Genomic DNA, 25722 nt, shown 5'->3' on the forward strand with positions numbered 1-25722 from the left:
AGGAGTGAACGCTTCCCGCAGGCCATGCCTTCGAGCAGCTCTATGCAATCATCTGCATAGCGATAGCCGATGCCTACCTAGGCCTAACCCGTAGAACTCATGCGGGTATGGGGGACGACCTGAAAGTCTGTCCCAGCCTGGTACGTCGATTCGTCCGACGCCGGCCGCGAACGGCCCGGCGGCTCAGCGCGGCGCGTTCGGGAAGAACAACTGCTCGCCGCCGATCTTGTAGGCCGCGATGGCCGATTGGCCGGCCGGCGACACCACCCAGTCGACGAACTGCTGACCGGCCGCTTGCTTGACATGCGGGTGCTTGGCCGGATTGACCAGCATCACGCCGTACTGGTTGAACAGTTTCATGTCACCTTCGACCAGCACGGCCAGATCGGCGCGGTTCTTGAATGACAGCCACGTGCCGCGGTCGGCCAGCACATAGGCGCCGGTGCTGGCGGCCATGTTGAGCGCCGGGCCCATGCCACAACCGCATTCGCGGTAGCCCGTCGGCTTGGCGGCGCCGCTGGCGATGTCGGTGCCGGCCTGCTTCCAGTAGCGCAGCTCGGCAGCGTGGGTACCACTCTTGTCGCCGCGCGAGATGAAGGTCGCGCCGCTGGCGGCCGTCGCGCCAGCCAGCTTTTGCAGTGCGGCCACGATGTCGCGGCCCTTGACCTTGGCCGGATCGGCGGCAGGGCCAATCAGCACGAAGTCGTTGTACATGACCGGTAGGCGCTTGACGCCGAACCCGTCGGCGACGAACTTCTCTTCGGCCACCTGGTCATGCACAAAGACCACGTCGGCATCGCCGCGGCGGCCCATGTCCAGCGCCTGGCCGGTGCCCAGCGCGACCACCCGGACTTCCGTGCCGGTGGCGGTCTTGTAAATCGGCAGCAGGTGGCCAAACAGGCCGGACTGCTCGGTCGACGTGGTGGACGCCACGACGATGAACTTCTCCTGCGCAGCGGCTGGCAGCGCACCAGCCAGCAGGCCCGCCAGGCACAAGGCCGCTGCGAGCAGGTGACGGCGGGCGGGCGTGGCCGGGCAGCCGGACAGGTTCAGGTGGTCCATGGAAGTTCGCCTTTCAGGAATTGCGCCGCTGCGGGCGGCAGGGTGTCACGGAAGAATCGGTCCACAGGCAAGTCGACCACCAGCCGGCCAGCCTCGAGGTGGACCACCCGGCTGGCCAGGCGCTTGGCCTGGCCGAGGTTGTGCGTGCTCATGACGAGGGTGACGCCATCGCGCGCGAACTCGTCGATCAGCGTCTCGACTTCGCGCTTGGCGCTCGGGTCCAAGCTGGCGGTCGGCTCATCCAGGAACAGGACGTCGGGCCGCAATGCCCAGGCCCGCGCCAGGGCCAGACGCTGCTGCTGCCCTCCGGACAAGGCACGGGCCGAACGCTGGGCAAGCGTCTGCAGGCCGACCCGCTCCAGCGCCGCATCGGCGCGCGCACGGCGTTCGTCACGCGGGACGCCGGCCAGCCACAGGGCCAGCGTCAGGTTGCGGCGCGCGCTCAGGTGCAGCAGGAAAGGTCGCTGGAACAGCATCGCCATGACCGGCGGCCGGCCCCGCTCGCACAGGTGCAGCGTGCGCTCGCCAGGCCCGTCGATCAGGCCATGCAGGCGGCGCAGCAGCGTGGTCTTGCCCGAGCCGTTGGCGCCGACCAGCGCCAGCCGGTCGCCACGTCGCAACGTCAGGTCGATTTCGACCAGTGCCGGCACCGCGCCGAAGACAACGCCTGCTCGACGCAGCGTGATCAGGTCAGCGTTCATCCGACGGCACCCTCGCCAGCCGCCCGCAGTCCTTGGGGCTGCAGCCAGCCGACCACCCCATTGATGACGCCGACGACACCCAGCAACAGCAGGCCAAGCGCCAACGCCAGCGGCAGGTCGCCCTTGCTGGTCTCCAGCGCGATGGCGGTGGTCATCACGCGGGTCACACCGTCGATGTTGCCGCCGACGATCATCACCGCGCCGACTTCGGCCACCGCTCGACCGAAGGCCGTCAGCAGCACGGTCAGCACCGACAGGCGCTCGTGCAGCAGCACCAGCAGCGCACCCATCAAGGGCCCGGCACCCATCGAGCGCAACTGGTCGCCGCCTTCGGCCATGCCGTCGATGACCAGGCGACGCGTGAGCGCAGCGATCAGGGGCACGACCAGGATGCTCTGCGCCACCACCATGGCCGAGGGCGTGAACAGGATGCCCAGCGAACCGAGCGGTCCGCTGCGCGACAGCAGCAGGTAGACCAGCAGGCCGACCACGACCGAAGGCAGGGCCAGCAAGGTGTTGAGCAGCCAGACCGCCAGCGCGTGGCCCGGAAATCGCGCCACCGCCATCCAGGCCCCCAGCAGCAGGCCGAAGGCCGCTCCGATGGCGCAGGCCGCACCGCTGACCTGCAAGGACAACACCACGATCTGTCGCACGGCAGGGTCGCCGCGAACGATCAGATCAACGGCCGTGGACAGGCTCAAAGCCAGCGTCGTCATCGCGCAGAGACGGCCGGATGGCCCGCAAGATAGGAAAGACCGTTCATGTAGGATGGGATTCTGCGGATCTTGCAGGAGGCTGGCGATATGTGTCTCCGTGCATAACAGGGTGCTTCCTTCTCCTCGACGGGACACCCGCTGGCTACCATCCGGGCCCGCCACCGATCCACCGCGAGCCCACCGCCCGATGACCGCAGCCCTCGGCCCCTCCCCCCTGATCACCGGCGATGCGCACCTGAGCGTCGACCAGGCCCGCGCCGCCATCGCCGCCGCGCTGGTGCCCGTCACTGGCGACGAGACCGTGGCCCTGCACCAGGCGCTCGGCCGGGTGCTGGCTGAGCCGGTGATCTCGCCGATCAACGTGCCGGCGCACGACAACTCGGCGATGGATGGCTATGCCTTCGCGTCGACGGACCTCCCGCCGGTCGGCGGCGAGGTCAAGCTGCAGGTGGTCGCCACGCTGCATGCCGGCGCGGTGCCGGACTTCCAGGTGCCAAGCGGCACCTGCGTGCGCATCATGACCGGCGCAGTCATGCCCGCCGGGCTCGACACCGTCGTGCCACAGGAACTGTGCCGCGCCGAAAACCGCGACGGACACGTCGTGGTGACGTTGTCGGCCGGCGTCGTGCAACCCGGCGAGAACCGCCGCCATGCTGGCGAGGACCTCGCCCGTGGCAAGCCTGCCGTACCGGCCGGGCGGCTGTTGCGGCCGGCCGAGCTGGGACTGATCGCCTCGTTGGGCATCGGCACGGTGACGGTCCGCCGGCGCCTGCGGGTCGCCCTGTTCTCGACCGGCAACGAACTGCGCGACCTGGGCCAGCCGCTTGATCCGGGCTGCATCTACGACAGCAACCGCCACACGCTGACCGGCGCGCTGAGCCGCCTGGGTGTCGAGGTGCTCGACCTGGGCCTGGTGCGCGACGACCCGGACGCGCTGGCCGCCACGCTGGAACGCGCCATCGCAGAGGCCGACGTGGTGCTGACCAGCGGCGGCGTCAGCGTCGGTGATGCCGACCACACCCGCGCGCTGCTGGCGCGGCTGGGCCGGGTTGACTTCTGGAAGGTGGCGATGCGACCGGGCCGGCCCTTTGCCTTCGGCCCCTTGACGGCACCCGACGGCCAGCCGCTACGCTGGTTGTTTGCGCTGCCAGGCAATCCGGTCGCGAGCCTCGTGACCTTCTACGCCTTCGTGCGCGAAGCGCTGTTGCAGCTTGGCGGAGCCGATGCCCAACCGCTGCCGACGCTGCGGGTGCGCTGCGAGACCGCCATCCGCAAGCGGCCTGGCCGGACCGAGTTCCAGCGCGGCATCGTCGCCCGCGCGGCCGACGGTGGCTGGTCGGTGCGGCTGACCGGCGCCCAGGGTGCCGGCATCCTGCGCAGCATGAGCGAGGCCAATGCCTTAGTCGTGCTGGGCCACGAGCAGGCTTCGGTGGCCGCTGGCGAGACGGTCGAGGTCTGGCTGTTCGACGGCCTGGTTTGAAGCGGCCCGGCCGGACCTGATCGGCCAGTTGCGGGTTTCCCTGCACGCCGGCCTGTGACAGACGCACGGTGAGGTGGCCGTCCCAGGCCGGACACCGGCTGGTCATTTGCTCAAGGCTGGCACACCCGCTGCGGACTAACCCGCAAGTCTGGGGGGTCAAAAGCAGCAGGACATGCGCCGAAACCCCGTTTGTGTATTGGCACGCTTGTTGCCCAGGAAGGATTCCCGGGCGGCCAAGTTCAAGCCGCCATGACACACCTCGCCGAGGAGACATCCCCATGAAGATGAGTTTGCTGAGCCTGCTGGTTGCAGCTTCCCTGTCGTCGCTGTCCGCACAAGCGGCCGTGACCGACAAGATGATCGAGAACGACGCCGCCAGCACGGGTGACGTGCTGAGCTGGGGCATCGGCCAACAGGGCCAGCGCTATTCGCCGCTCAAGCAGATCAACCCGTCGACGATCAACAAGCTGGTGCCGGTGTGGTCGTTCTCCTTCGGCGGCGAGAAGCAGCGCGGCCAGGAATCTCAGCCGGTGATCCACAACGGCAAGATGTTCGTGACGGCGTCCTACTCGCGCATCTTTGCGCTGGACGCCAAGACCGGCACCAAGCTGTGGAAGTACGAGCATCGCCTGCCGGACGGCATCATGCCCTGCTGCGACGTGATCAACCGTGGCGCCGCCCTGTACGACAACCTCGTCATCTTCGCCACGCTGGACGCCCAGCTGGTGGCCCTGAACCAGGACACCGGCGAAGTGGTCTGGAAGGAAAAGATCGACGACTACGCCGCCGGCTACTCGGCCTCGGCCGCGCCGCTGATCGCTGGCGGCCTGCTGCTGACCGGCGTGTCTGGCGGCGAGTTCGGCGTCACTGGCCGCGTCGAAGCGCGTGACCCCAAGACCGGCGCGCTGGTCTGGACCCGTCCGACCGTCGAAGGCCACATGGGCTACATGTACGACAAGGACGGCAACAAGAAGGAAAACGGCGTCTCCGGCACGACCGGCCAGACCTGGCCGGGCGACCTGTGGAAGACCGGCGGCTCGGCCACCTGGCTGGGCGGCACCTACAACCCGAAGACGGGCCTGGCCTACTTCGGCACCGGCAACCCGGCGCCGTGGAACAGCCACCTGCGCAAGGGTGACAACCTCTTCAGCTGCGCCACCGTCGCCATCGACATCAAGACCGGCAAGATCGTCTGGCACTACCAGACCACGCCGAACGACGGCTGGGACTTCGACGGCGTCAACGAACTGGTGACCTACGAAGACGGCGGCAAGATCCTCGGCGGCAAGGCCGACCGCAACGGCTTCTTCTACGTCATGGACGCGAAGAACGGCAAGCTGGAGAACGCCTTCCCCTTCGTCAAGAAGATCACCTGGGCCACTGGCATCGACCTGAAGACCGGCCGTCCGAACTACGTGCCGGAAAACCGTCCGGGCGACCCGACCGCCGGCTCTGACGGCAAGAAGGGCAACTCGGTGTTCTCTGCACCGTCCTTCCTGGGCGGCAAGAACCAGATGCCGATGGCCTACTCGCCCGACACGAAGCTGTTCTACGTGCCGGCCAACGAATGGGGCATGGAGATCTGGAACGAGCCCGTCACCTACAAGAAGGGCGCGGCCTACCTGGGCGCCGGCTTCACCATCAAGACGCTGGGCGACGGCCCCATCGGCGCGATGCGTGCGATCGACCCCAAGACCGGCAAGATCGTCTGGGAAGCCCCGAACAACGCCCCGCTGTGGGGTGGCGTGCTGACCACTGGCGGCAACCTGGTCTTCTGGGGCACCCCGGAAGGCTATCTGCAGGCGGCTGACGCCAAGACCGGCAAGATCGTCTGGAAGTTCCAGACCGGTTCGGGCGTCGTGGCCCCGCCGGTGACCTGGAGCGAAGGTGGCGAACAGTACGTCGCCGTGGCCTCTGGCTGGGGCGGCGCGGTCCCGCTGTGGGGCGGCGACGTGGCCAAGAAGGTCAACTACCTGGAGCAAGGTGGTTCGGTCTGGGTCTTCAAGCTGATGAAGTGAGTTCCGGCGGGCCCCGGGCCTGCTGAACCAACCTGCCGCGTCCTGGTGACGCGGCCCACGCAACGGCGACCTTCGGGTCGCCGTTGTCGTTGGTGGACCCATGTGGGGCATCTGCACACGGCCTGGTTGATATGCCCCATCCGATCCGCCAAGACCTTCCGTTGGGGCTGGCCACAATGCGTGGTTTGAACGCATTTAGCGAGAAGATTGGCGACGATCACCACAAAAGACGGTGATTCGTGCGGGAGTCCCCGCTTGGGCACGGAAACTGCGATCAAGGATGGGACCCTCTCCCATGATTGCAGCGCCTCTTGCCATCGATTGCACCTGCCATGTCCTTCCAGACGCCTGCCTCGAAGCGCGATCTCCAGGCCTTCAGCCTGACACGCTGGTTCGCGGTCGTGGCGCTGGCATCGATCTCGGTCATCACGCTGGCCCTGGCCCTGCTGCTGAACTGGTTCTTCTCGGACCGCCTGATGAACCAGCAGGCGGTGCTGACCGCCGAGTTCGTCAACAGCCTGATGCGGGTTGAGCGCCCCATGTTGCTGTTCGTCAGCGGACCGAAGCAGCCCCCGGAGCCGCATGTCCGCACCGCCCTGTCCCATCTGGCGGCGATGCCCGACGTGCTGCGCGCCAACGTCTACAACCGCGACCATGAGGTGATCTGGTCCAGCGACGGGCGCCTGATCGGCCGTCAGTACCAGCACAACCCCAACCTCGAAGCCGCGCTGCGGGGCGAGGTGGTGAGCCAGCGTGACGACGACTTCATCGAGCATGGCGTCGAGGAACGCGAAGCGCCCCGGCTGGAGCACGGCATCTTCATGGAGACCTACGTGCCCGTGGTCGATGCGCTGGCTGGCGAGGTGGTCGGCGCGATCGAGTTCTACAAGCGGCCCAAGGCACTCCAGCAGGCCCTGCAGGAGTTGCATGTCTACATCGCGGTGGGCGGCGTGGTCTGCGCCGTGCTGCTCTACATGGCCCTGTTCGGCCTGATCCGGCGCGCCGACCTGACCATGCAGCGCCAGCAGGAACGCCTGCTCGACCACGAGAAGATGGCCGTCATCGGCGAGATGAGCACAGCGGTCGCCCACGGCATCCGCAACCCGCTGGCGTCGATCCGCAGCTCGGCCGAGCTGATCCAGGTCGGAACGCCGGCGCTGGTCGAGCAGGCGGTCGATGACGTGATCTCCGAGTGCGACCGACTGGAACAGTGGGTCAACGAGCTGCTGTCCTATGCCCGCCCCCTGCATGCCGAACAGGTGCCGGTGGCCCTGTCGCCACTGATCCAGACCTGTCTGGATGAAAGCCGGCGGGAATTCGCCCGGCGCGGCATCCAGATCGAGACCGACCTGCCCGATCGCCTGCCGGCCGTGCGCGGCAATGCGCTGCTGATCGGGCAGGTGCTGCGCAGCCTGCTGTCCAACGCGCTGGAGGCCTGCGTCAACGGCGGCCGCATCCGCGTGCAGGCCGAACTCGATGCGGGCGGGCGTCGCATCACCGTCACCATCAGCGACAACGGCCCAGGCATGACCGCGGCCGAGCTGCGCTGCGCCGGCCAGCCCTTCTTCACGACCAAGCCGCGTGGCCTGGGCGTTGGCCTGGCGCTGGCGCGCCGGGTCGTCGAGCGGCTGGACGGCACGCTCGAGATCGACAGCGCGCCCGGCCACGGCACCTCTGTGCACGTGCGCATGCCGGCCCACGGCTGATCGCCCAGGATTTCTTGCTCGACGTACTGCCCACACAAACACAACGACACCCAGCTCTCGGGAGATCACACATGCGCAAAGCCATCTTGCTGATCGAGGACGAAACCATCCTGGCCAAGAACATGGGGCTCTATCTGGAGCACCACGACTGCGAGGTCCGCATCGCCGAGACCGCCGAGGAAGGGCTGGCGCTGATGGATCGCTTCAAGCCCGATGCCGTGGTGCTGGACTTCAACCTGCCGGGCATGGACGGCCTGGAGGCCCTGCGCCGGCTGCAGGAAACCGCACCGACCCTGCCCGTGGTGATGATCACCGGCCATGGCAACGTCGAGATGGCGGTCGAGGCGATGAAGCTGGGTGCGCGCGAGTTCCTGACCAAGCCGGTCTCGCTGGCCAAGCTCAAGCTGGTGCTGGACAAGGCCATGGACGACGCCCGCCGTGACCGCAACATCGACTACCTGACCTCGCGCGACAACGAGGCGCTGCCGCGCCACGGCCTGGTCGGCGAGTCGGTGGCGATCCGGCAGTTGCGCAGCTCGCTGCAGCAGTTGCTCGATGCCGAGTCGCACATGAGCACCTCGCCGCAATCCACGCCGCCGGCCGTGCTCATCCTGGGTGAGACCGGCACCGGCAAGGAGGTGGTCGCACGCACGCTGCACTTCGGTGGCCGGCGCCGCGACAAGCCCTTTGTCGAGCTGAACTGCGCCGCGCTGCCGGCCCAGTTGCTGGAGTCCGAGCTGTTTGGCCACGAGCGTGGCGCCTTCACCGGTGCCAACGAACGCAAGCTCGGCCTGGTCGAGACGGCCGAAGGCGGCACGCTCTTTCTCGACGAGATCGGCGACATGGACCTGGGCTTGCAGGCCAAGCTGCTCAAGCTGCTGGAGGAACGCACCATGCGCCGGGTCGGCGGCCTGCGCGAGCTGAGCGTGGACGTGCGCGTGATCGCCGCCACCCATCGGCCGCTGGAGACGCTGGTGCAGGAAGGCCGTTTCCGTGCCGACCTCTATTTCCGGCTCTGCGTCGTGCGCATGGTGATCGCACCGCTGCGCGAGCGCGAGCGGGACGCGCTGCTGTTGGCCGACCATTTCCTGTCCGAGCTGGCCGCGCGGTATGGCCGCAAGCCACCGGCACTCAGCGCGGCGGCGCAACGCCGCATGCTGGCCCATGGCTGGCCGGGCAATGTGCGCGAGCTGCGCAACGTGCTCGAACAGGCCCTGCTGATGTGCGGCAACGGGCCGATCGAGGACCAGCACCTCGCGCTGGTCAGCATGTCCCCGGCCCGCCAGAGTGCGCCACCGGCCATGCCGGTGATGGAAAGCGGGCTGACCTCCAGCCGGGCCGGCAACGGCTTCCAGGCGAGCAACTTCGGGGCCTTCGCCGGTTCCGGATTCGGCAACCCGAGCTTCGGCAACTCCGGCTTCGGCGGCCTGGGTGGCAACCCGGGCGGTCACAGCGGCCCTGGCGGCCTGAACCCGGTGAACATCCCGGTCGACCCGGCGGTGGCGGCCGAACGCGAGGCGCTGGTGGCGGCGCTGGAGCGTTGCCACTGGAACGTCTCGCGCACCGCCCAGGCCCTCAACCTGACACGCGACGCGCTGCGCTACCGGCTGGAAAAGCACGGCCTGCAGCGCCGCATGAGCTTCGCGCCGCGCGGCCCGTCGGACTTGGGCTGATGGGGCCCAGTTGGGTGAAATCAGCGTTGGGTGGGTGGTATTGCGCAGGTCCGCGCGTGTCCCGAGTCGGCCGCTTGATGACAAGTTGGTGACAGTTTCGCCTTCAAGCCCCTGATTTCATTGCGTTATTCCTGATTCAGGCTTGCCACAGCCTGCCATGGGTTCAAAGCTGGCACGACTTCTGCAATTGAGGATGGGATTGCATCCCATTATTCGAGTTCTCTCGAACCCCGATCTGCCGGAGCCCGCGCATGAAACGCATCCTGGTTTACTCCCACGACACCTACGGTCTGGGCAACATCCGTCGCATGCTGGAGATCACCCGGCACCTGGTCGACAGCGACGCGCAGCTGTCGGTGCTGGTGGTGACGGGCTCGCCGATGATCCAGGCCTTCCGGATTCCGGAGCGGGTCGACTACATCAAGCTGCCCTGCGTCAGCCGCAGCGAACGTGGTGCGGCGGGTGTCAAGACGCTGGCGCTGGACTACGCCTCGACCATCCGGATGCGCGCCAACATGATCCTGATGGCCGCGCTGGACTTCGCGCCCGACCTGATCTTGGTCGACAAGAAGCCGCTGGGCATCGACGACGAGCTCGAACCGATGCTCGACGCGCTCAGCCGCGGGCCGCGGGCCCCGCGGGTGGCCTTGCTGCTGCGCGACATCCTCGACGAGCCGGCGCGCACCCGCCGTCAGTGGCAGCAGGGCCGCTACCACGAGGCGATCGAGCGCCACGTCGACAGCATCCTGGTGGTCGGCGAGGCCAGCGTGTTCGACGTCGTGCGCGAGTACGACTTCCCGCCCGCTTCGGCAGCCAAGGTGCGGTATTGCGGCTATCTGGCACGGCCGGGCGCCCATGCCCCGGCTGAACGTGTGCGCGCCGATCTCGACCTGCCGGCGCAAGCCCCGCTGGTGCTGGTGACCGCCGGAGGCGGTGCCGACGGCCATCGCCTGCTGCAGACCCATCTGGACCTGGTCGCCAGCGCCGATGCCGCTGGCGCGCCCCTGCCCTTCCGCAGCCTGCTGATCACCGGCCCGGAGATGCCGCCCGGCCTGCGCAGCGATCTGCGTCGCCAGGCCGATCTGTTGCCCAGCGTGGTGCTGCGCGAGTTCACCGCCGACATGTTGGGCTGCATGAACACGGCCGACGTGGTCGTCTGCATGGGTGGCTACAACACCGTCTGCGAGCTGTTGACGCTGCGCAAGCCGGCGGTGGTCGTGCCGCGCGTCGAACCCTCGCTCGAACAGGCGGTGCGGGCTGACCGCATGCAGCGCGCGGGGCTGTTCAGCGCCATCCATCCGGACCAGCTCAACGAGGAAACGCTGCTGCGCGCCATCACCGCGCAGTTCCAGCAGGGTCAGCGACCGAGCAGCGCGCTGGCGCGCTTCGAGATGCGGGGACTGGCCGGCGTGGAGGCGCAGACGGCGGCCCTGATCGCCCAGGACGGCCCGGCCACCGGCTCTGGCTGGCGCGTCGACGACGGCATGGCCGACGAGGAAAGGCTGGCCCAGTCCGAAGCCCTGTCGCTGGACACCGCCCTGCAGGCCCTCACCCGGGGCTTCGCGCGCAGCCGCCTGGGTGGTGGTCCGGCCTACGCCTGGTGAGCGTGATGCTCACCCCGCTTGCCGCCGAGGTTTGCGCGGACTCCGCGCCGGCCCTGGCACGGCCGGTGGTCGACGCCTTGCTGTCGCTGGCCCGGCCCGAGCTGAGCCCGGACCGGCAGGCCCGCGCCGACGACCTGCTGGCAGGCCTGCACCGCGCGGTCGGCGTGCGGTACCGGCTGGCCTGGCCGATCGACTGGCGCCACAACCCGAGCCCGGACCATGAGTGGCTGATCGAACACCACAAGATGCCGGTGCTGATCGATCTGGCGCTGTGCTGGACGGCCACGCGTGAGCCGCGCTGGCTGCAGGCCTGGTGCGAGCTGCTGGACAGTTGGCTGACGACGATGGGCACCGGCGAACTGCGCAGCAGCGACGCCCAGGTCGAGGCCAAGCGCATCGAGCACTGGCTGCTGTCGCTGGCCGTGCTGCAACAGGCCGGTGCCGACGGGCTGCCCGCGCGCCTGATCCATCGCCTGCACGGCCGACTGCGCGACGAGGCCGCCTACGTGCTGGCCCACCTGCGGCCGTCGCGCAACCACCGCACCTTCCAGCTGCTGTCGGTCTGGCTGGTGGCGGTGGCCTTGCCGGCTGACCCGTCCAGCCAAGACTGGCGCGAGCGCAGCCAAGCCCTGCTGTGCGCCAACCTGCTGGACGATTTCGGCGCCGACGGCGTGCACATCGAGCTGTCCAGCCACTACCACCAGATCACGCTGGAGGCCGCCATGGCCTTCGCGCTGACGGCCGATGCGGTGGGCGTCCCCCTGCCGACCGCGCTCGAGCAGCGTCTGCGCGCGGCGCTGCGCCATTCGGCCTGGCTGCAACTGCCCGACGGCGACATGCCGCTGATGAACGATGCCGACGCCGGTGACCACCGCCGCCTGCTGGCCGCCGGTGCGCGTCGCCACGGCGATGCCGCCTTGGCGTGGCTGGCCAGCGCGGGGCAGCAGGGCAAGGCACCGCCGGAACGTTCGGCCTGGTTCGCCCAGGCCGGCTACCTGTTCAGCCGCAGCGACTGGGCCATCGGCCACGCGGCGAGCCCGACGAGCCAGCACCTGTTCGCCGACTTCGGCGAACTCGGGGCCGGCAGCCATGCCCACTACGACCTCTTCAACGTCTGCCTGAGCATCGGCGGCCGGCAGGTGCTGGTCGACCCCGGCCGCTACACCTACCACGCCGAGCCGGATGCCGAGGGCATCGACTGGCGCCACGCCTTCAAGCGCACCGCCGCACACAACACGGTCGAGATCGACGGCCGTAACCAGACCCGCTACCTGTCCAAGGCCCGCCAGCCGGCCGCCGGGCTGGAGCGGCTGGACCGCAGCCGGCACATCGGCAAGCACGGTCCGGCCGTGGTGGCGACAGATCGCCGCGTGATGACCGGGCGGCGCAGCGACTGGGCCTGCGCGACCGCGCTGAGCCATGAGTACACGCCGCGCCACACCCGCCTGGTCCTGCATGCACAGCGTCGCCTGCTGCTGTTGATCGACCACGTCGCGGCCGACGACGGCCAAGCGCACCAGGCCGTCCTGAACCTGCACCTGGCGGCCGACTGGCTGGACCGCACCGCCGTGTCGCGTTGCCCGACCGAGCGGCCGGTCTGGACGGCGGCCGCGCAGGGCTGGCGCCTGCACCTGGCCTGCGACAGCGCCCAGCCGCTCGAACACCAGCCTGGCTGGGTCAGCCGCAGCTACGGCATCAAGGAGGCGGCACCGGTGCTGCGCCTGGCAACGCCTTTTGTCGACCGCGCCTGGTTCGTCAGCGTGCTGGCGGCCGACACCGCCGACGAGGCGGTCGATGCGGTCGACGCCTGGCGGGTTGGCGATCAGGTGCATGTGCGCGTCACCGGCCACGACCGGCTGGGCGCCTGGGTCGACCAGACCGTGTTGGCCTGCGGCGCGCAGCCGCTGGCGTTCGACACCCTGGCACCGGACTGCGGCAGCGGCCATGCACGTCTGCTGCACCGTCGTCGGCGAGGTGAGGCGGGCGTGCTCGACCACCTCGTGATCGGCGACGCCGCCGCCGACCTGAGCCTGAGGCTGGCGGCCGACCGCCCCTTGCACCGCCATGCCGGCGGACATCTGGAAACGTGATGCAGACCCTGACCGCCCACGACACGGCCCCGCGCCTGCTGTTCCAGGTCCGCAACCGGCGGGGGCTCGGGCACATGATGCGCGGGCTCAACATCGCCGCCGCGCTGCGCCGCATCCGGCCGGATGCCCGCATCGACTTCCACCTGCGCACCGCACCGGGCGCGGGCTTCTGGCCGGACGACCTGGGCCTGACGGTCGAGGACGCGGCCGATCCGGCCCATCCGACGCGCAGCTGGCAGGCCACGGTCGAGCGGCTGGACCCGGACGTGATCGTGTTCGACACCCTGCTGCCGGCGCCCGACGAGGTCGGCAGCACACGCGCCGCGCTGGCCTTCGTGATGCGTGAGTGCCTGCCTGACGAACAACGCGCCTTGCATGCCCACCCGCTGATGGACCGGATCGCGCGCTTCATCGTGCCGCACGAGGCGCTCGACTACGGCCCGGTGCCGGCGGCGCTGGCCGACCGCACCCATTGCGTCGGCACGATCCGTCGCCGCACCAGCCCGGCGGCCCAGCAGGCGCTGCGCCAGCGCCTGGGGCTGGCCGACGGCGCCTTCGTGCTCACCAGCACGGTGGGCGGAGGCGGTTTCACCGCCCAGGCCGAGCGCTTCTTCGAGGTGGTGCGGGCCGCGCACCGGTCGCTGCAGCCGACCTGGCAGGCGGCAGGCCGGCCGGTCGAGCACCTGCTCATCCTCGGACCCAACTATGCCGGCACGGTCGACCCGCTGCCGGGCTTGCGGGTCCTGGCCGCCGAACCGGAGCTGGTCAGCCTGCTGGCGCTGTCGGATCTGGTGATTGCCGAGGGTGGCTACAACACCGTCAACGAGATCCTGGATACCCACACGCCGGCGCTGTTCCTGCCGTCTGCGCGGGGCAAGGACGACCAGCATGGGCGCGTGCAGGTGCTGGCCGATGCAGGCAGGGCCGAGGTGCTGGACGCCACCGATCCGCAGGCGGCCAGCCTGCTGGCGCAGTCGGTGCGCACGCTGCTGGACGACCCGCAGCGCCTGGGCCGGATGCGTCTATGCGCCGCCCGGCTGGCGCCGCCCCGTCGTGGCAATGAAGCGGCAGCGCAGCTGCTGCACGAGCTGGCCCGGACTCGTCTGGCCAGCCGGGGTGTCCAGCCATGAACGCCCCGGTCCACCCCAGCGCCAGCCCGCGCGAGATCGCCACCCGGGCGGTGCGCGAGCTCTACGGGCCGCTCGACCAGATGGCCGACCCGCGCAACGCCCCGATCGAGGTCGGTGGTGTCGCCTCCGGCAGTGCGGTGTTCGGTTTCGGCGACCGGGACGCCAACGGGGTCGTCTCCGTCAAGGTCTACGCCAAGGTCTACCCTGACCGCGGCGCCAGTGCCCAGCACGCCCGGCTGCTGCGCCTGCGCCATGTCCTGCAGACCCAGGACACCGGCCACCCGCTGCACATCCCGCAACCCTTGGGCGTCGACCAGGACGGCCGCTGCCTGCTGCAGGCGCCCGCCCGCGGTCAGCTGCTGAGCGACCTTCCGGCTGGCCCCAAGCTGCTGGCCGCACTGTCGCAGACCGGCGCCGCCCTGGCCCGGCTGCACCGCACGCCAGCGTCCGTGCTGGGCCATGCCGAGCGCTCCGGCGAGCGCCTGCACGACCAGATCGATGCCCTGATGCGGCCCCAGCCCGACACCCTGGCCCGGCAATGCGCGCCGCTGACGGCGCTGGTCCGTCAGGTGCAGACCGACATCGCGCGGCGCCATGAGGACGGCCACCGCAGCGCGCCGGCCACCCTGGCTCACCGCGACGTGCATCCGCGCCAGCTCTTCGTCTCGCCGCAAGGCATCGACCTGATCGACTGGGATCTGGCCGGTGCCGCCGATCCGGCGCTGGACCTGGCCAACCTGCTGATCCATCTGGATCGCCGCTGGCCGGGCCATCAGGCCGACTGCACGGCCGCGCTGTGTGAGGGCTACGGCGCGGAGCGCATGGCCGCCCTGCGCGAGCGATTGCCGGTCTGGCGCGCCTTCCATCACCTGCGGCGGGCGTGCAAGTCGCATCGCCTGGGCGCCGAGCCCGCCCGCATCCATGCCGAACTGCTCGCCGCGCAACAGGCGCTGGCGACGCCGTCGCGTGTCACGAACCCCGGAGTGCCGACATGAGCCTCGCCTACGTCCTCAAGACCTTTCCGCGCCTGTCGCAGACCTTCATCGTCAACGAGATCCTGGCCCACGAGGCGGCCAGCCAGCCGCTGCGCATCGAGACCCTGCGACATCCCCGGCCGGAGGACGCGCAGGCCGATGTCAGCGCGGTGCGCGCCGCCGTGCACCGGCTGGGCGACGCGGCATCGACCGAGCGCGGCGAGGCGCTGATCGCGGCCCAGGCCGAGGAACTGGCGCAACGCGTGCGCCACCTCGGCATCCGCCACCTGCATGCGCACTTCGGCAACAGCGCGGCCGAAGTGGCCCGGCTGGCGGCCGAACGCGCGGGCATCGGCTATTCCTTCACCGCCCATGCCCGCGACATCTTCCTGGATGACCTGGACCATGACGCGCTGGCGCTGCGCCTGCGCGCGGCACGGCAGGTCGTCACCGTCAGCGACTACAACCGCCAGCACCTGATCACGCGCTACGGCCTGGCGCCCGACCATGTCGTGCGCATCTACAACGGCCTGGACCTGCGGCGCTTCAGCCTTCAGGCGGGCGCGCGCGAGCCGCTGATCCTGGCCGTTGGCCGCCTGATCGAGAAGAAGGGCTTCGGCGACCTGATCGATGCCTGCGCGCTGCTGCGCGATCGTGGCCTGCGCATGCGCTGCGTGATCGCTGGCGGCGGCCCGCTGATGGCCACGCTGGCGCACCAGATCGACACGCTGGACCTGAACGAACAGGTCCGGCTGCTGGGCGCCGTGCCGTCGTCGGAGGTGCAGCACTGGATGCAGCGCGCGGCGGTCTTCGCGGCGCCCTGTGTGGTGGGTGCCGACGGCGACCGCGACGGCCTGCCCACCGTGCTGCTGGAAGCGATGGCGCTGGGCTGTCCCTGTGTGTCCACCGATGTGACCGGCATCCCGGAGGTGCTCAGCGACGGCCACAGCGGCCTGCAGGTGCCGCAGCACGATGCCGTCGCCCTGGCCGATGCGCTGGGTCGACTGCTGGCCGATCCGGCGCTGGGCGAGCGCCTGGCGCGGCAGGCCCGTGCGCGCATCGAGAGCGACTTCGACATCCACCACAACGTCGCGCGCCTGCGCCGGGTCTTCGCCAGCGACGCGTCGCCGGCCCTGGCCACCGCAGCCCCGTGAGCGCGTGATGTCCGCGTTGCCTGTGATGCCTGTGATGCCTGTGATGCCTGTGATGCCCGCGATGCCTGTGCAGCCCGAACCGCCCCCCCACCCCTCCCGTTTCCGCTCGCTGGTGCTGAGCGAGCTGCGTCAGGTGCGCGGCCCCATCGCGCTGGCCGCTGTCTGCGTGCTCGGCTCGACGCTGGCCGCGCTGGCTGCGCCCTGGCCGCTCAAGCTCGCCTTCGACCGGGTCCTGCTGCCGACCCGCACCCCGCCGTCGGGCCTGGATGCCATGGTGGCGCCCTGGCTGGGCGGCGAGCCGCTGGCCGCCATTGGCCTGCTGTGTGGCGCGCTGATGCTGATCGCCCTGCTGGCGGCGCTCTGCGGCTTCGTCCAGCAGATGCAGACCCAGCGCATCGGCTTTCGCATCGTGCACCGCCTGCGCAGCACCTTGTTCGAGCATGTCCAGCAGTTGCCCCTGTCCTTCCACAGCCGGGCCCGCAGCGGCGAGCTGATGAGCAAGATCACCGCCGACACGACCACCCTGCGCGACGTCTGCAGCGAGTCGGTGCTGGTCTTCACGACCCATGCGCTGACGCTGGTGGGCATGCTGGCGTTGTTGCTGACGCTGGACCTGCGGCTGGGTGCGCTGGCCACGCTGAGCTTTCCGCCACTGCTGCTGCTCTTGCTGCAAAGGCTGCGTCGCATCACGGCCAGCGCCCGGCGCCAGCGTTCCAACGAAGGCCGGCTGGCCCACCGGGTCGGCGAGATGCTGCAGTCGGTCAGCCTGGTGCAGGCCTACGGCCGCGAGCAACAAGAGCGCGACCGCTTCGACGACGAGAGTCGCCGTGCCACCGACGAGAGCCTGCGCACCAGCCGGGCCGAGGCGGCGGCCGGTCGCCTGATCGAGCTGGTGACCGCCGCCGCGACGGCGTTGATCCTGGCCGCTGGCGGCTGGCTGACCTTGCGCGGCGAGCTGTCGCCGGGCAGCTTGCTCGTCTGCATGGCCTACGTGAGCGCGATGTTCAAGCCGGTCAAGCAGCTGTCCAAGCTGGCCGCCCGCATGGCCAAGGCGCGGGCATCGATCGAGCGCATCGAGGAGATCCTGGCGCTGCAGCCCGAGGGTCAGGACGCGGCCGACGCGGTCGCCGCGCCGGTCCTGCGCGGCGACATCCGCTTCGAGCAGGTCAGCGTGCGCCACGAGGAGCGCACGGTGCTGCACGACATCGACCTGCACATCCCCGCCGGCATCCGGGTCGCGATCGTCGGACCGTCCGGCGCTGGCAAGTCGACGCTGGCGCGCCTGCTGGTGCGCCTGATCGAGCCCCATGCCGGTCGCGTGTGCATCGACGGCACCGACGTGCGGCGCTGGACCCGCCGGTCCTTGCGCGAGCAGATCGGCATGGTGCTGCAGGACAACCTGCTGTCGGGCAGTCGGGTGCGCGACAACATCGCCTACGGCCGCGAGGACGCCAGCGAGGCCCAGATCGTCGCCGCCGCCAAGCTGGCCCGGGCCCACGACTTCATCTGCGCCTTGCCCGGTGGCTATGACCATGTGCTCGGCCCGGGCGGCGCCACCCTGTCGGGCGGACAGCGCCAGCGCCTGTGCCTGGCGCGTGCCTTGATCAAGGACCCGCCGATCCTGCTGCTCGACGAGCCGACCTCGGCGCTCGACGCGAGCGCCGAGCGGCAGGTGCGTGCGGCGATCGCCTCGGCCCACGCCGGGCGCACCAGCATCGTCATCGCCCACCAGTTGCACAGCGTGCTCGATGCCGACCTGATCGTCGTGCTGCAGGACGGCCGCATCGTTCAGCAGGGCCGCCACGCCGAGCTGATCGCCCAAGCCGGCGCCTACCGCACGCTGTTCGGCACCGCCGAGACGGCCCCGGTCGAGGGCTCGGTCCCACCTGACTTGCCCCTGCTCGAAGGCGCGTGATGCGTCCACCTCCCGCCCCGACGCCCACCCGTTCCACCATGACCCCCATCCTGATGACCCGACTCCGCCTGCTCGCGCGGCCCGTGCAACGCCCGCTGTTGCTGGGCCTGGCTGTCGCCGGCCTGGCCGTCGCCATCCTGGGCTGGCCGGGTCGCAGCGTGTCCAAGTCGTCCGTCGCCGACGGTGTCGTCGCCCAATCGGTGCTGCGGGCCGATCTGGTCGACGAGATCGCGGCGCTCGGCACGCTGCAGCCCTTGCGCTCGGTCGAGGTTGGCACGCAGATCAGCGGCCAACTGCGCCGCCTGCATGTCCAGCTGGGCCAGACGGTGCCGGCCCAGGCGCTGCTGGCTGAGCTGGATCCCACCCTGCTGCAAGCCCGCGTCGACGCCAGCCGGGCCGGCCTGCGCCACCTGCAGGCGCAGTGGCTGGACCGCAGCGTGCAGGCCGAGCTGGCGATGCAGCAGTGGCAGCGCAACCGCTCGCTGATCCGCGCCGAGGCGGTCAGCGAAGAGCTGCTGCAGGCCAGTTCGGCAGCGGCCCGGTCGTCGGCGGCACAGGTCCAGGCGCTTGCCGCCCAGATCGCCCAGGCCGAGGCCAACCTCGGTGCCGACGAGGCCAGCCTGCGCGCCACCCGCATCCACGCGCCGATGGCCGGCACGGTGGTCGCCATCAACGCCCGCGAGGGCCAGACCCTGGTCGCCAACCAGCAGGCGCCGGTGATCGTGCGCATCGCCGACCTGGGTCGCATGACGGTCTGGGCCCAGGTGACCGAGGCCGACGTGCCGCACATCCGCCTGGGCATGCCGGTGAGCTTCAGCACGCTGGGCGAGCCGCACCGGCGCTGGCAAGGCCAGGTCCGGCAGGTGTTGCCGATGCCGGAGAGCGTCAACAACGTGGTGCTCTACCAGGTGCTGTTCGACGTCGACAACCCCGACGGTGCGCTGCGCCCGCAGATGAGCGCGCAGGTCAGCTTTGTGCGCCAGCACGCCGAAGGCGCGCTGGTCGTGCCGCGCTCGGCACTGCAGGGCGGCACGGGCGAGGCTCAGGCTCCGTCGAAGGTGCAGGTCCTGCACGACGACGGCCGGCTCGAAGCACGCACGGTCCAGCTCGGGGTGGTCACGCGCAGCCGCGTCCAGGTGGTCGCCGGGCTGGCCGAGGGCGAGCGCGTGGTCACGGCTGGCGGTGCCGCTGGCGCAGCCCGGGACGGCGCCGACCGCAAGGCCGCCAAGCCCGCCCAGACGACCACGGCGACGACCGCCTTCAAGCGCTTCTGACGCCCCGCGCACCTGGATCGACACCATGACAGCCTTCCCCACGGCCGGACCCGCTGCAGCGCTGATCGAGCTGCGCGGCATCGGACGCGACTTCGGCACCGCGCAGGCGCCCAGCACGGTGCTGGACGGCATCGACCTGCGCATCGAGGCGGGCGAGTACGTCGCCATCGTCGGGCCGTCCGGCTCGGGCAAGTCCACGCTGATGAACATCCTGGGCGGGCTGGACCGGCCCAGCCGGGGCCAGTATCTGCACGAAGGCCGCGACGTCTCGCGCTGCAGCGCCGACGAGCTGGCGGCCCTGCGCCGCCACAGTTTTGGCTTCGTCTTCCAGCGCTACAACCTGCTGGCCGGCGACAGCGCGCTGGCCAATGTCGAGGTGCCGGCGCTCTATGCCGGTGTCGATGCCGGAGAGCGCCGCCGCCGCGCCGCCGCGCTGCTGGACCGCCTGGGCCTGGCCGGTCGCAGCGGCCATCGGCCCGATCAGCTCTCGGGCGGCCAGCAGCAGCGGGTCTCGATCGCACGCGCGCTGATGAACGGCGCCCAGGTCATCCTGGCCGATGAGCCGACCGGCGCCCTTGATCGCGAAAGCGGCCGACAGGTCATGGCCCTGCTGCGCGAGCTGCACGAGGCCGGCCACACCCTCGTGCTGATCACCCACGACGAGGCCGTCGCCCGACAAGCCGGGCGCCGCATCCGCATCGAGGACGGCCGCATCGTCGAAGACCAGCGCCTGGCCGGGCCGGCTGCCGCACCGGCGGCCCCCGTGGCCGCCACGCCGCCCCCGCCATCGGCCCGTTCCAGTTGGCGGCACGACCTGGGCGAGGCGCTCCGGCTGGCCCAGCGCGCGCTGCGCTCTCACCTGCTGCGCACCGCCCTGACGCTGCTGGGCGTGGTGATCGGCGTGGCCTCGGTGGTCGCCATGCTGGCACTGGGCGATGGCAGCAAGGCCCAGGTGCTCGAACGCATCGAGGCCATGGGCGCCGACCTGCTGGTGGTGCGGCCCGGCGCGCGCAATGTCCGCACCCGCGAGGAAAGCGCCTCGCTCCTGCCCGAGGACGCCGCTGCCATCGCCGAGCTGCCTGGCGTGCGGCTGGCGGTGCCGGAGTACGGACAGGCGCAGCAGATCCGCGCCGGCTCGGTCGACGTCACCACCCAGGTCAACGGCACCGGCGTGGACTACGCCCAGGCGCGCGGCTGGCGGCTGGCGGCCGGCACCTTCCACAGCGCCGCCGACGAACGCGGTGCGGCCGCCGTGCTTGTGCTGGGCCACACCGTGGCGCAGCAGCTGTTCGAGGACGGCAGCGACCCGGTCGGCCAGACGGTGCTGGTGCGCAACGTGCCGTTCCTGGTCATCGGCGTGCTGGCCCCCAAGGGCGCCAGCGCGTCCGGCAACGACCAGGACGACGTCGCGCTGATGCCGCTGTCGACCGCCCGCCTGCGGCTCTACGGCCGCGCGCACCTGCGCGCCATCACCGTGCAGGTGCAGGACGTGGCGCGTGCCGACGCCGTGGCTGACACCGTCCGTGCGCTGCTGCGCGAGCGGCACGGCAAGGACGACTTCCAGGTCCGCAACATGGCCTCGCTGCTGGAGACCGCCAGCCAGACCCAGGACACGCTGACGCTGCTGCTGGGCTCGGTGGCGGCGATCTCTCTGCTGGTCGGTGGCATCGGCGTCATGAACATCATGTGGGTGTCGGTGACCGAGCGGGTGCGCGAGATCGGCATCCGCATGGCCTGCGGCGCCCGCATGCGCCACATCCTCATGCAGTTCAACCTCGAAGCCCTGCTGGTCTGCAGCGCCGGTGGCCTGATCGGCGTCGCGCTGGGTCTGGCCGCCGCCGCGCTGGCCGAACAAGCCGGCGCCCCGGTGCGCTTTGCCGGCCTGCCGATCGTGCTGGCGCTGGGCACCTCGCTCGGCATCGGCCTGCTGTTTGGCTACCTGCCGGCGCGACGGGCCGCCCGGCTCGACCCGGTCCAGGCGCTGGCGACGCAATGAACGACAGACACCGCATGAACGACCGCCACGCCGCCGAAGCTTCGCCACGTCGCCATCAACGGATCGCACGGGGCGGCGCCGCCGCTTGCGCGCTGGCGCTGTTGACGGCCTGCGCCACCGGCCCGGCCGCGACATCGAACACAAGCTCCCCCCTGGCGGGCCCGGCCACCGCGCCCGACGGCGGACCGGCGCGGGCCCGCGCCGCCGCCGAGGCCTTGGCACCGCCGGCATGGGCCGGTCCGCCCGAGGCCCGCACGAACGCCTGGCCGGACGCGCAGCAAGGCTGGGCGCGCTTCGGCGGCGAGCTGCTGGCCGGTCATGTCGCACAGGCCCAGCAGGCGTGGCCAGGTGTGCGGGCGGCCCAGGCCCGGGTGGCACAGGCGCGCGCCCTGATGCGACAGGCCGACGGCGCCCGGCTGCCTCAGCTGAGTGCGGCGGCCTCGGCCGGACGCGAACGCGAGCCCGGCGCGGGCAGCGCGGCCACACGCCTGGGCGCCGATCTGCAACTGGCCTGGGAGGTCGACCTGGCCGGCGGCCTGGACGACGCCGCCCGCGCCCGGTCGGCCGCCTGGCAAGCCGCCCGGCTGGACGAGCGCTCGCTGCGCCTGCAACTGGCCGCCGAGGTCGCGACGCTGCATGTCGAGCTGCGTGGCCTGCACGACCGGCTGGCCCTGGTCCACGCCCATGTCGCCAACCACCGCCGGCTGCTGGCGCTGCTGGAGGCCCAGAAACAGGCCGGTCGGGCCAATGGCCTGGACCTGGCGCGCCAGCAGGCCGCCCTGTCGAGCAGCGAAGCGGCCATCGCACCGCTGCGCCTGCGCCAACGCCTGGCCCTGGAAGCCCTGGCGACCTTGCTGGCGCGGCCGGGTCAGGACCTGGCGCTGCCGGCCTTGTCGCTGTCGAGCTTGCGCAGCGACGACCTGCCGGCCGCCGGCCTGCCCGGCGTGCTGCTGTCACGCCGGCCCGATGTGCGCCGCATCGAGGCCATGCTGGACGCCGCCGATGCCGATGTCGCCGCCGCCCGGGCTGCCCTGTGGCCCCGCCTGACCGTGGGCGCCCAGGTCGGCCGCGAGGCCGGTCGGCTCGCACTCCTGACCCAACCGGCGGCATTCGCCTGGTCGGTCGCGGCCGAGCTGGGCGCCGTGCTGTTCGACGGTGGTCAGCGCCGTGCCGAGGTCGCGCAGCGCGAGGCCGGCCGAGACGCCCTGGTGCAGGACTACCTGCAGGTCGCGCTGGTGGCCTGGCGCGAGGTCCATGAGGCGCTTGCGGTGATCGAGGAAACCGGCGCGCGCCAGACCCATGAACAGGCCGCCGCACAGGCCGGCGCCGAGGCGGTCAGGCTGGCCGAGCTGCGCCTGCAGGCCGGGGCGGTCGACCTGGGTGTGGTGCTGGAGGCCCGCCGCCAGCTGCTGCTCAATGAACAGGCCCTGCTCGACGCCCGCGAAGCCCGCGCCCGTGCCCATGTGCTGCTGTACCGGGCGCTGGGTGGCGGCTGGGATGGCGCCACCGCGTCCCGCGCCACACCGCCCACCCTGGCCACCCTGGCCACCACCGAGCTGAGCACGCTGACCACGCCGCACTTGCCTGCGCGAGACCGACCATGACCACCCAACGCCCGCTGGCCGACCGGCTCGACATCGACAGCCATGCCGTCCATCCGATCGACCGCCCCGCGCGTCGGCCCTATGCCGTCGTCGCCGACGACCACCCCTGGGCCGAACCGGTGCAGGCCCTGCGCGAGGCGATCCGGCTCGGCCCGGTGGCGCCGCCGGACGCGCGCATACAGGCCGAACTCAAGGGCGTGCGCCAGCCCGACGGGCGCTGGACGCTGGAGCGCGCCTACTGGTCGATCCAGCAACGCGACGCCACCGCCGCCGGCGGCCTGTTGGCCTACACCCTGAGCGCCGACCTGCGCCCCCAGGCGCCGGCCCGGCTGGACTGGTTGCGGCTGCCACACGACCCCTACCTGTCCGAGATGGCCAACTGGCTGGCGGCGACACCGGCCGGCGCCGGGCTGCAGATCCTTCGTTATGTGCCGCTGCGGCGCTTGACCTTCCGGCTGCGCCATGCGGGCGGGCGTGTGGCCATCGGCAAGTTCAAGCGCCGCTCGCGCTATGCCCAGGCCTACGGGCTGCTGGGACTCATCGACGAGGCGGCGCAGCGGCAGGCGTTCGGGTCGCCGGTCGGTGAATGGCCGCAGCACGGCTATCGGGTCTCCGCGCCGATCGCGCTCAAGCCCCAGCAGGCGCTGTATTTCCAGACCTGCCTGCCCGGCGAGGATCTGGCCGAGCAGGTCACGCCGGCCAATGCCACCGGCTGGATCGAGGGCATCGCGCAGCGCCACGCCCGTCTGCAGCAACTGGATGTGCCGACGCTGGCACTGCGCAGCATCGCCCATTGGCAGGCCCAGGCCCGCACCGATCTGGCCTGGATCGGCTGGATGCGGCCGGACCTGGTCGACCCGGTCGCGCGTCTGGCCGAGGCGGTCGGGCACCTGCCCGATCCGGACGACGGCATCGACGGCCCGGTCGGCTTCTGCCACGGCGATTTCGTCTGCTCGCAGTTTCTGGTCGGTGCGGACCCGACCTGGTCCATCACCGACTTCGACCTGGCCCACCGGGGCGACCCGCTGCGTGACCTGGGGATCTTGCTGGCCTCGCTCAGCCAGGACGTGCCGGCGCTGGCCCGGGATGCCGCTCAGGCTCGGCCACAGGTCGACCACGACGCGCTGACCGAGGCCTGTCTGGGCGCGCGCGCACGGGCCCTGTCGAGCACACCCGAGTCGATCCGGCAAGACGCCCGGCGGCTGCGCTGGCACCGGCTCTGCGCCGAGATCTACCACCTCGGACTTGCACTGAAGAAGGACACGCTGGAGCCTGTCTCCTACGGTCATCGGCTCGACCGCGCCTTGCGCCTGGCGGGCGATCGGGCATGGTCATGACGGCGCGTCCCATCGGCCATGTCCTCAACACCGCCGGGTTGGGCGGCGTGCCGGAGGCCGCCTGGCAGTTGCTGTCGCGCCTGCCGGCCGCGCGCTGGGAGCGCCACCTCTACGTCATGAGCCCGCCGGCCAGCAGTGCCGACCAGACCGACCAGGCCGCCCAGGCGCGTGCGGAGCGGCTGGCCCGTTTCGAGGCGGCCGGCATCCGCGTCAGCGGCTGCGTCGCAGGCGACGGTCCGCTGGCCCGGCAAGCCGCCTTCGGCGAGTGGCTCCACCGTCACCGCATCGCGCTGCTGCACACCCATTCCTACAAGCCCAACCTGCAGGCTCGGCTGCAGGCCGCCGCGCTCGGACCCACCGGTCTGCCGCTGGTCGCGCACTATCACAACCAATACGACAACAAGTGGCAGGCCGACGGCAGTCTGGCGCTGGACCGGCAACTGGCCGAGCGCAGCGCCGCGCTGGTGGCCTGTTCCACGGCGGTTGCCGGCCATGTCGAGGAGCGCCTGGGGCTGGCGGCGGGCCGGGTGGTCGTGGTGCCCAACGGGGTCGACGGCGAACGCTTCCGGCCAGCCGCCGACGCGGCGGCCCGGCTGGCCGCCCGCCAGCGCCTGCTGCCACAACTGGGCTGGACGGCGGGCGACGGGGATCCGGCAGACCCGGCGGATCCGGCGGGCCTGGCCAGCCAGCCCTGGATCGCCCTGGTCGGCCGGCTCAGTCGCCAGAAGGGGCAAGACCTGCTGCTGCGCGCCGCCGCCCGTCTGCGGCACGCACATCCCGAGGCCCGCTGGCTGCTGGTCGGCTCGGCCGATGACACGGCGACCCGCGATGAGCTGCTGGCCCTCGCCGCCGCGCTGCGCCTGCCGGCCAACCGTGTCAGCCTGCCCGGTCACCTGCAGGACATGCCCACGCTCTACCAGGCGATCGACCTGCTCGCCGCGCCGTCGCGCTGGGAAGGCTACGGCCTGATGCTGGTCGAGGCCATGGCCTGCGGCACGGCCATCGTCGCGAGCCGGGCCGGCGCCATCCCCGAGGTGGTCGGCGACGGCGAGCTGGCCGACCGGGACCGGCCGGCCGAGTTGGTGGCCAGCGACGACGTCGACGCCCTTGCGGCGGCCATCGGCGGCTTGTTGCGCGATCCGGACCGGCGCCACGCACTCGGTCGGGCCGGCCCGGCCCGTGTCGCCACGCTGGGCTGGCAACGCAGTGCCGACCGACTCGGTGCGCTCTACGACGAGCTGCTGCAGCCAGCGGCCCGGCCGGTGCGCGGATGAGGCCGGCTGCCGTC

At 71.0% G+C, this 25722-nt stretch carries 18 protein-coding genes; 15 read left to right on the top strand and 3 right to left on the bottom strand.

All coding sequences use genetic code 11. The features are described from left to right. Positions 1–183 precede the first annotated feature (183 nt). Genes EV685_RS06795 through EV685_RS06805 form a run of 3 tightly spaced genes read right to left on the bottom strand, consistent with a single transcriptional unit; the run spans position 184 to position 2479 of the window. Positions 184–1062, bottom strand: coding sequence for an ABC transporter substrate-binding protein (locus EV685_RS06795; RefSeq protein ID WP_130481244.1), 879 nt, complete (start codon positions 1060–1062; stop codon positions 184–186). Further along, positions 1050–1763: an ATP-binding cassette domain-containing protein gene (locus tag EV685_RS06800; RefSeq protein WP_130481245.1), complete on the bottom strand. Its 714-nt coding sequence runs from the start codon at positions 1761–1763 to the stop codon at positions 1050–1052. The genes EV685_RS06795 and EV685_RS06800 overlap by 13 nt, the downstream gene beginning before the upstream one ends. Then, a complete protein-coding gene (locus EV685_RS06805; RefSeq protein WP_130481246.1) occupies positions 1760–2479 on the bottom strand; it encodes an ABC transporter permease in 720 nt (239 codons plus the stop codon). The genes EV685_RS06800 and EV685_RS06805 overlap by 4 nt, the downstream gene beginning before the upstream one ends. Positions 2480–2666: 187 nt before the next feature. On the opposite strand from EV685_RS06805, the gene moeA reads away from it, so the two are divergent. The 15 genes from moeA to EV685_RS06880 all read left to right on the top strand — a co-directional run bounded on the left by moeA (position 2667) and on the right by EV685_RS06880 (position 25708). Then, a complete protein-coding gene (gene moeA / locus EV685_RS06810) occupies positions 2667–3959 on the top strand; it encodes a molybdopterin molybdotransferase MoeA (protein ID WP_130481247.1) in 1293 nt (430 codons plus the stop codon). A gap of 278 nt (positions 3960–4237) precedes the next feature. Then, on the top strand, positions 4238–5977 hold the full coding sequence (locus EV685_RS06815; protein ID WP_130481248.1) for a PQQ-dependent methanol/ethanol family dehydrogenase: 1740 nt from the start codon (positions 4238–4240) through the stop codon (positions 5975–5977). 332 nt (positions 5978–6309) lie between these two features. Next, complete coding sequence (locus tag EV685_RS06820; protein ID WP_130481249.1) at positions 6310–7683, top strand: sensor histidine kinase; 1374 nt, start codon at positions 6310–6312, stop codon at positions 7681–7683. A gap of 71 nt (positions 7684–7754) precedes the next feature. Further along, the gene (locus tag EV685_RS06825) at positions 7755–9356 is read left to right on the top strand and encodes a sigma-54-dependent transcriptional regulator (protein WP_242615468.1); all 1602 of its coding nucleotides are present in this window, start codon (positions 7755–7757) and stop codon (positions 9354–9356) included. A 251-nt stretch (positions 9357–9607) separates the two neighbouring features. Next, a complete protein-coding gene (locus EV685_RS06830) occupies positions 9608–10960 on the top strand; it encodes a glycosyltransferase family protein (RefSeq protein ID WP_130481250.1) in 1353 nt (450 codons plus the stop codon). A 5-nt stretch (positions 10961–10965) separates the two neighbouring features. Next, positions 10966–13050 carry an alginate lyase family protein gene (locus tag EV685_RS06835; RefSeq protein WP_130481251.1) on the top strand — a complete coding sequence of 695 codons (2085 nt, stop codon included), beginning with the start codon at positions 10966–10968 and terminating at the stop codon, positions 13048–13050. Continuing rightward, positions 13050–14180 (top strand): glycosyltransferase, encoded by a 1131-nt coding sequence (locus EV685_RS06840; protein ID WP_130481252.1) that lies wholly within the window; start codon positions 13050–13052, stop codon positions 14178–14180. The genes EV685_RS06835 and EV685_RS06840 overlap by 1 nt, the downstream gene beginning before the upstream one ends. Further along, entirely contained in the window at positions 14177–15175 is a 999-nt protein-coding gene (locus EV685_RS06845; protein WP_130481253.1) for a phosphotransferase family protein, read from the top strand. The genes EV685_RS06840 and EV685_RS06845 overlap by 4 nt, the downstream gene beginning before the upstream one ends. Beyond that, positions 15172–16308, top strand: coding sequence for a glycosyltransferase (locus tag EV685_RS06850; RefSeq protein WP_130481254.1), 1137 nt, complete (start codon positions 15172–15174; stop codon positions 16306–16308). The genes EV685_RS06845 and EV685_RS06850 overlap by 4 nt, the downstream gene beginning before the upstream one ends. A gap of 52 nt (positions 16309–16360) precedes the next feature. After that, positions 16361–18223: an ABC transporter ATP-binding protein gene (locus tag EV685_RS06855; protein ID WP_165396731.1), complete on the top strand. Its 1863-nt coding sequence runs from the start codon at positions 16361–16363 to the stop codon at positions 18221–18223. A 38-nt stretch (positions 18224–18261) separates the two neighbouring features. Continuing rightward, complete coding sequence (locus EV685_RS06860; protein WP_207224777.1) at positions 18262–19497, top strand: efflux RND transporter periplasmic adaptor subunit; 1236 nt, start codon at positions 18262–18264, stop codon at positions 19495–19497. A gap of 25 nt (positions 19498–19522) precedes the next feature. Beyond that, entirely contained in the window at positions 19523–21493 is a 1971-nt protein-coding gene (locus EV685_RS06865) for a MacB family efflux pump subunit (RefSeq protein ID WP_130481256.1), read from the top strand. 14 nt (positions 21494–21507) lie between these two features. Then, the gene (locus EV685_RS06870) at positions 21508–23097 is read left to right on the top strand and encodes an efflux transporter outer membrane subunit (protein WP_165396732.1); all 1590 of its coding nucleotides are present in this window, start codon (positions 21508–21510) and stop codon (positions 23095–23097) included. Next, positions 23094–24434, top strand: coding sequence for an aminoglycoside phosphotransferase family protein (locus EV685_RS06875; RefSeq protein WP_130481258.1), 1341 nt, complete (start codon positions 23094–23096; stop codon positions 24432–24434). The genes EV685_RS06870 and EV685_RS06875 overlap by 4 nt, the downstream gene beginning before the upstream one ends. Continuing rightward, on the top strand, positions 24431–25708 hold the full coding sequence (locus EV685_RS06880) for a glycosyltransferase family 4 protein (protein ID WP_165396733.1): 1278 nt from the start codon (positions 24431–24433) through the stop codon (positions 25706–25708). Before EV685_RS06875 ends, EV685_RS06880 begins: the two co-directional genes overlap by 4 nt. Positions 25709–25722: the final 14 nt, after the last annotated feature.

The sequence above is a fragment of the Sphaerotilus mobilis genome, from assembly GCF_004216565.1.
GTDB classification, from domain to species: Bacteria; Pseudomonadota; Gammaproteobacteria; order Burkholderiales; family Burkholderiaceae_C; genus Sphaerotilus; species Sphaerotilus mobilis.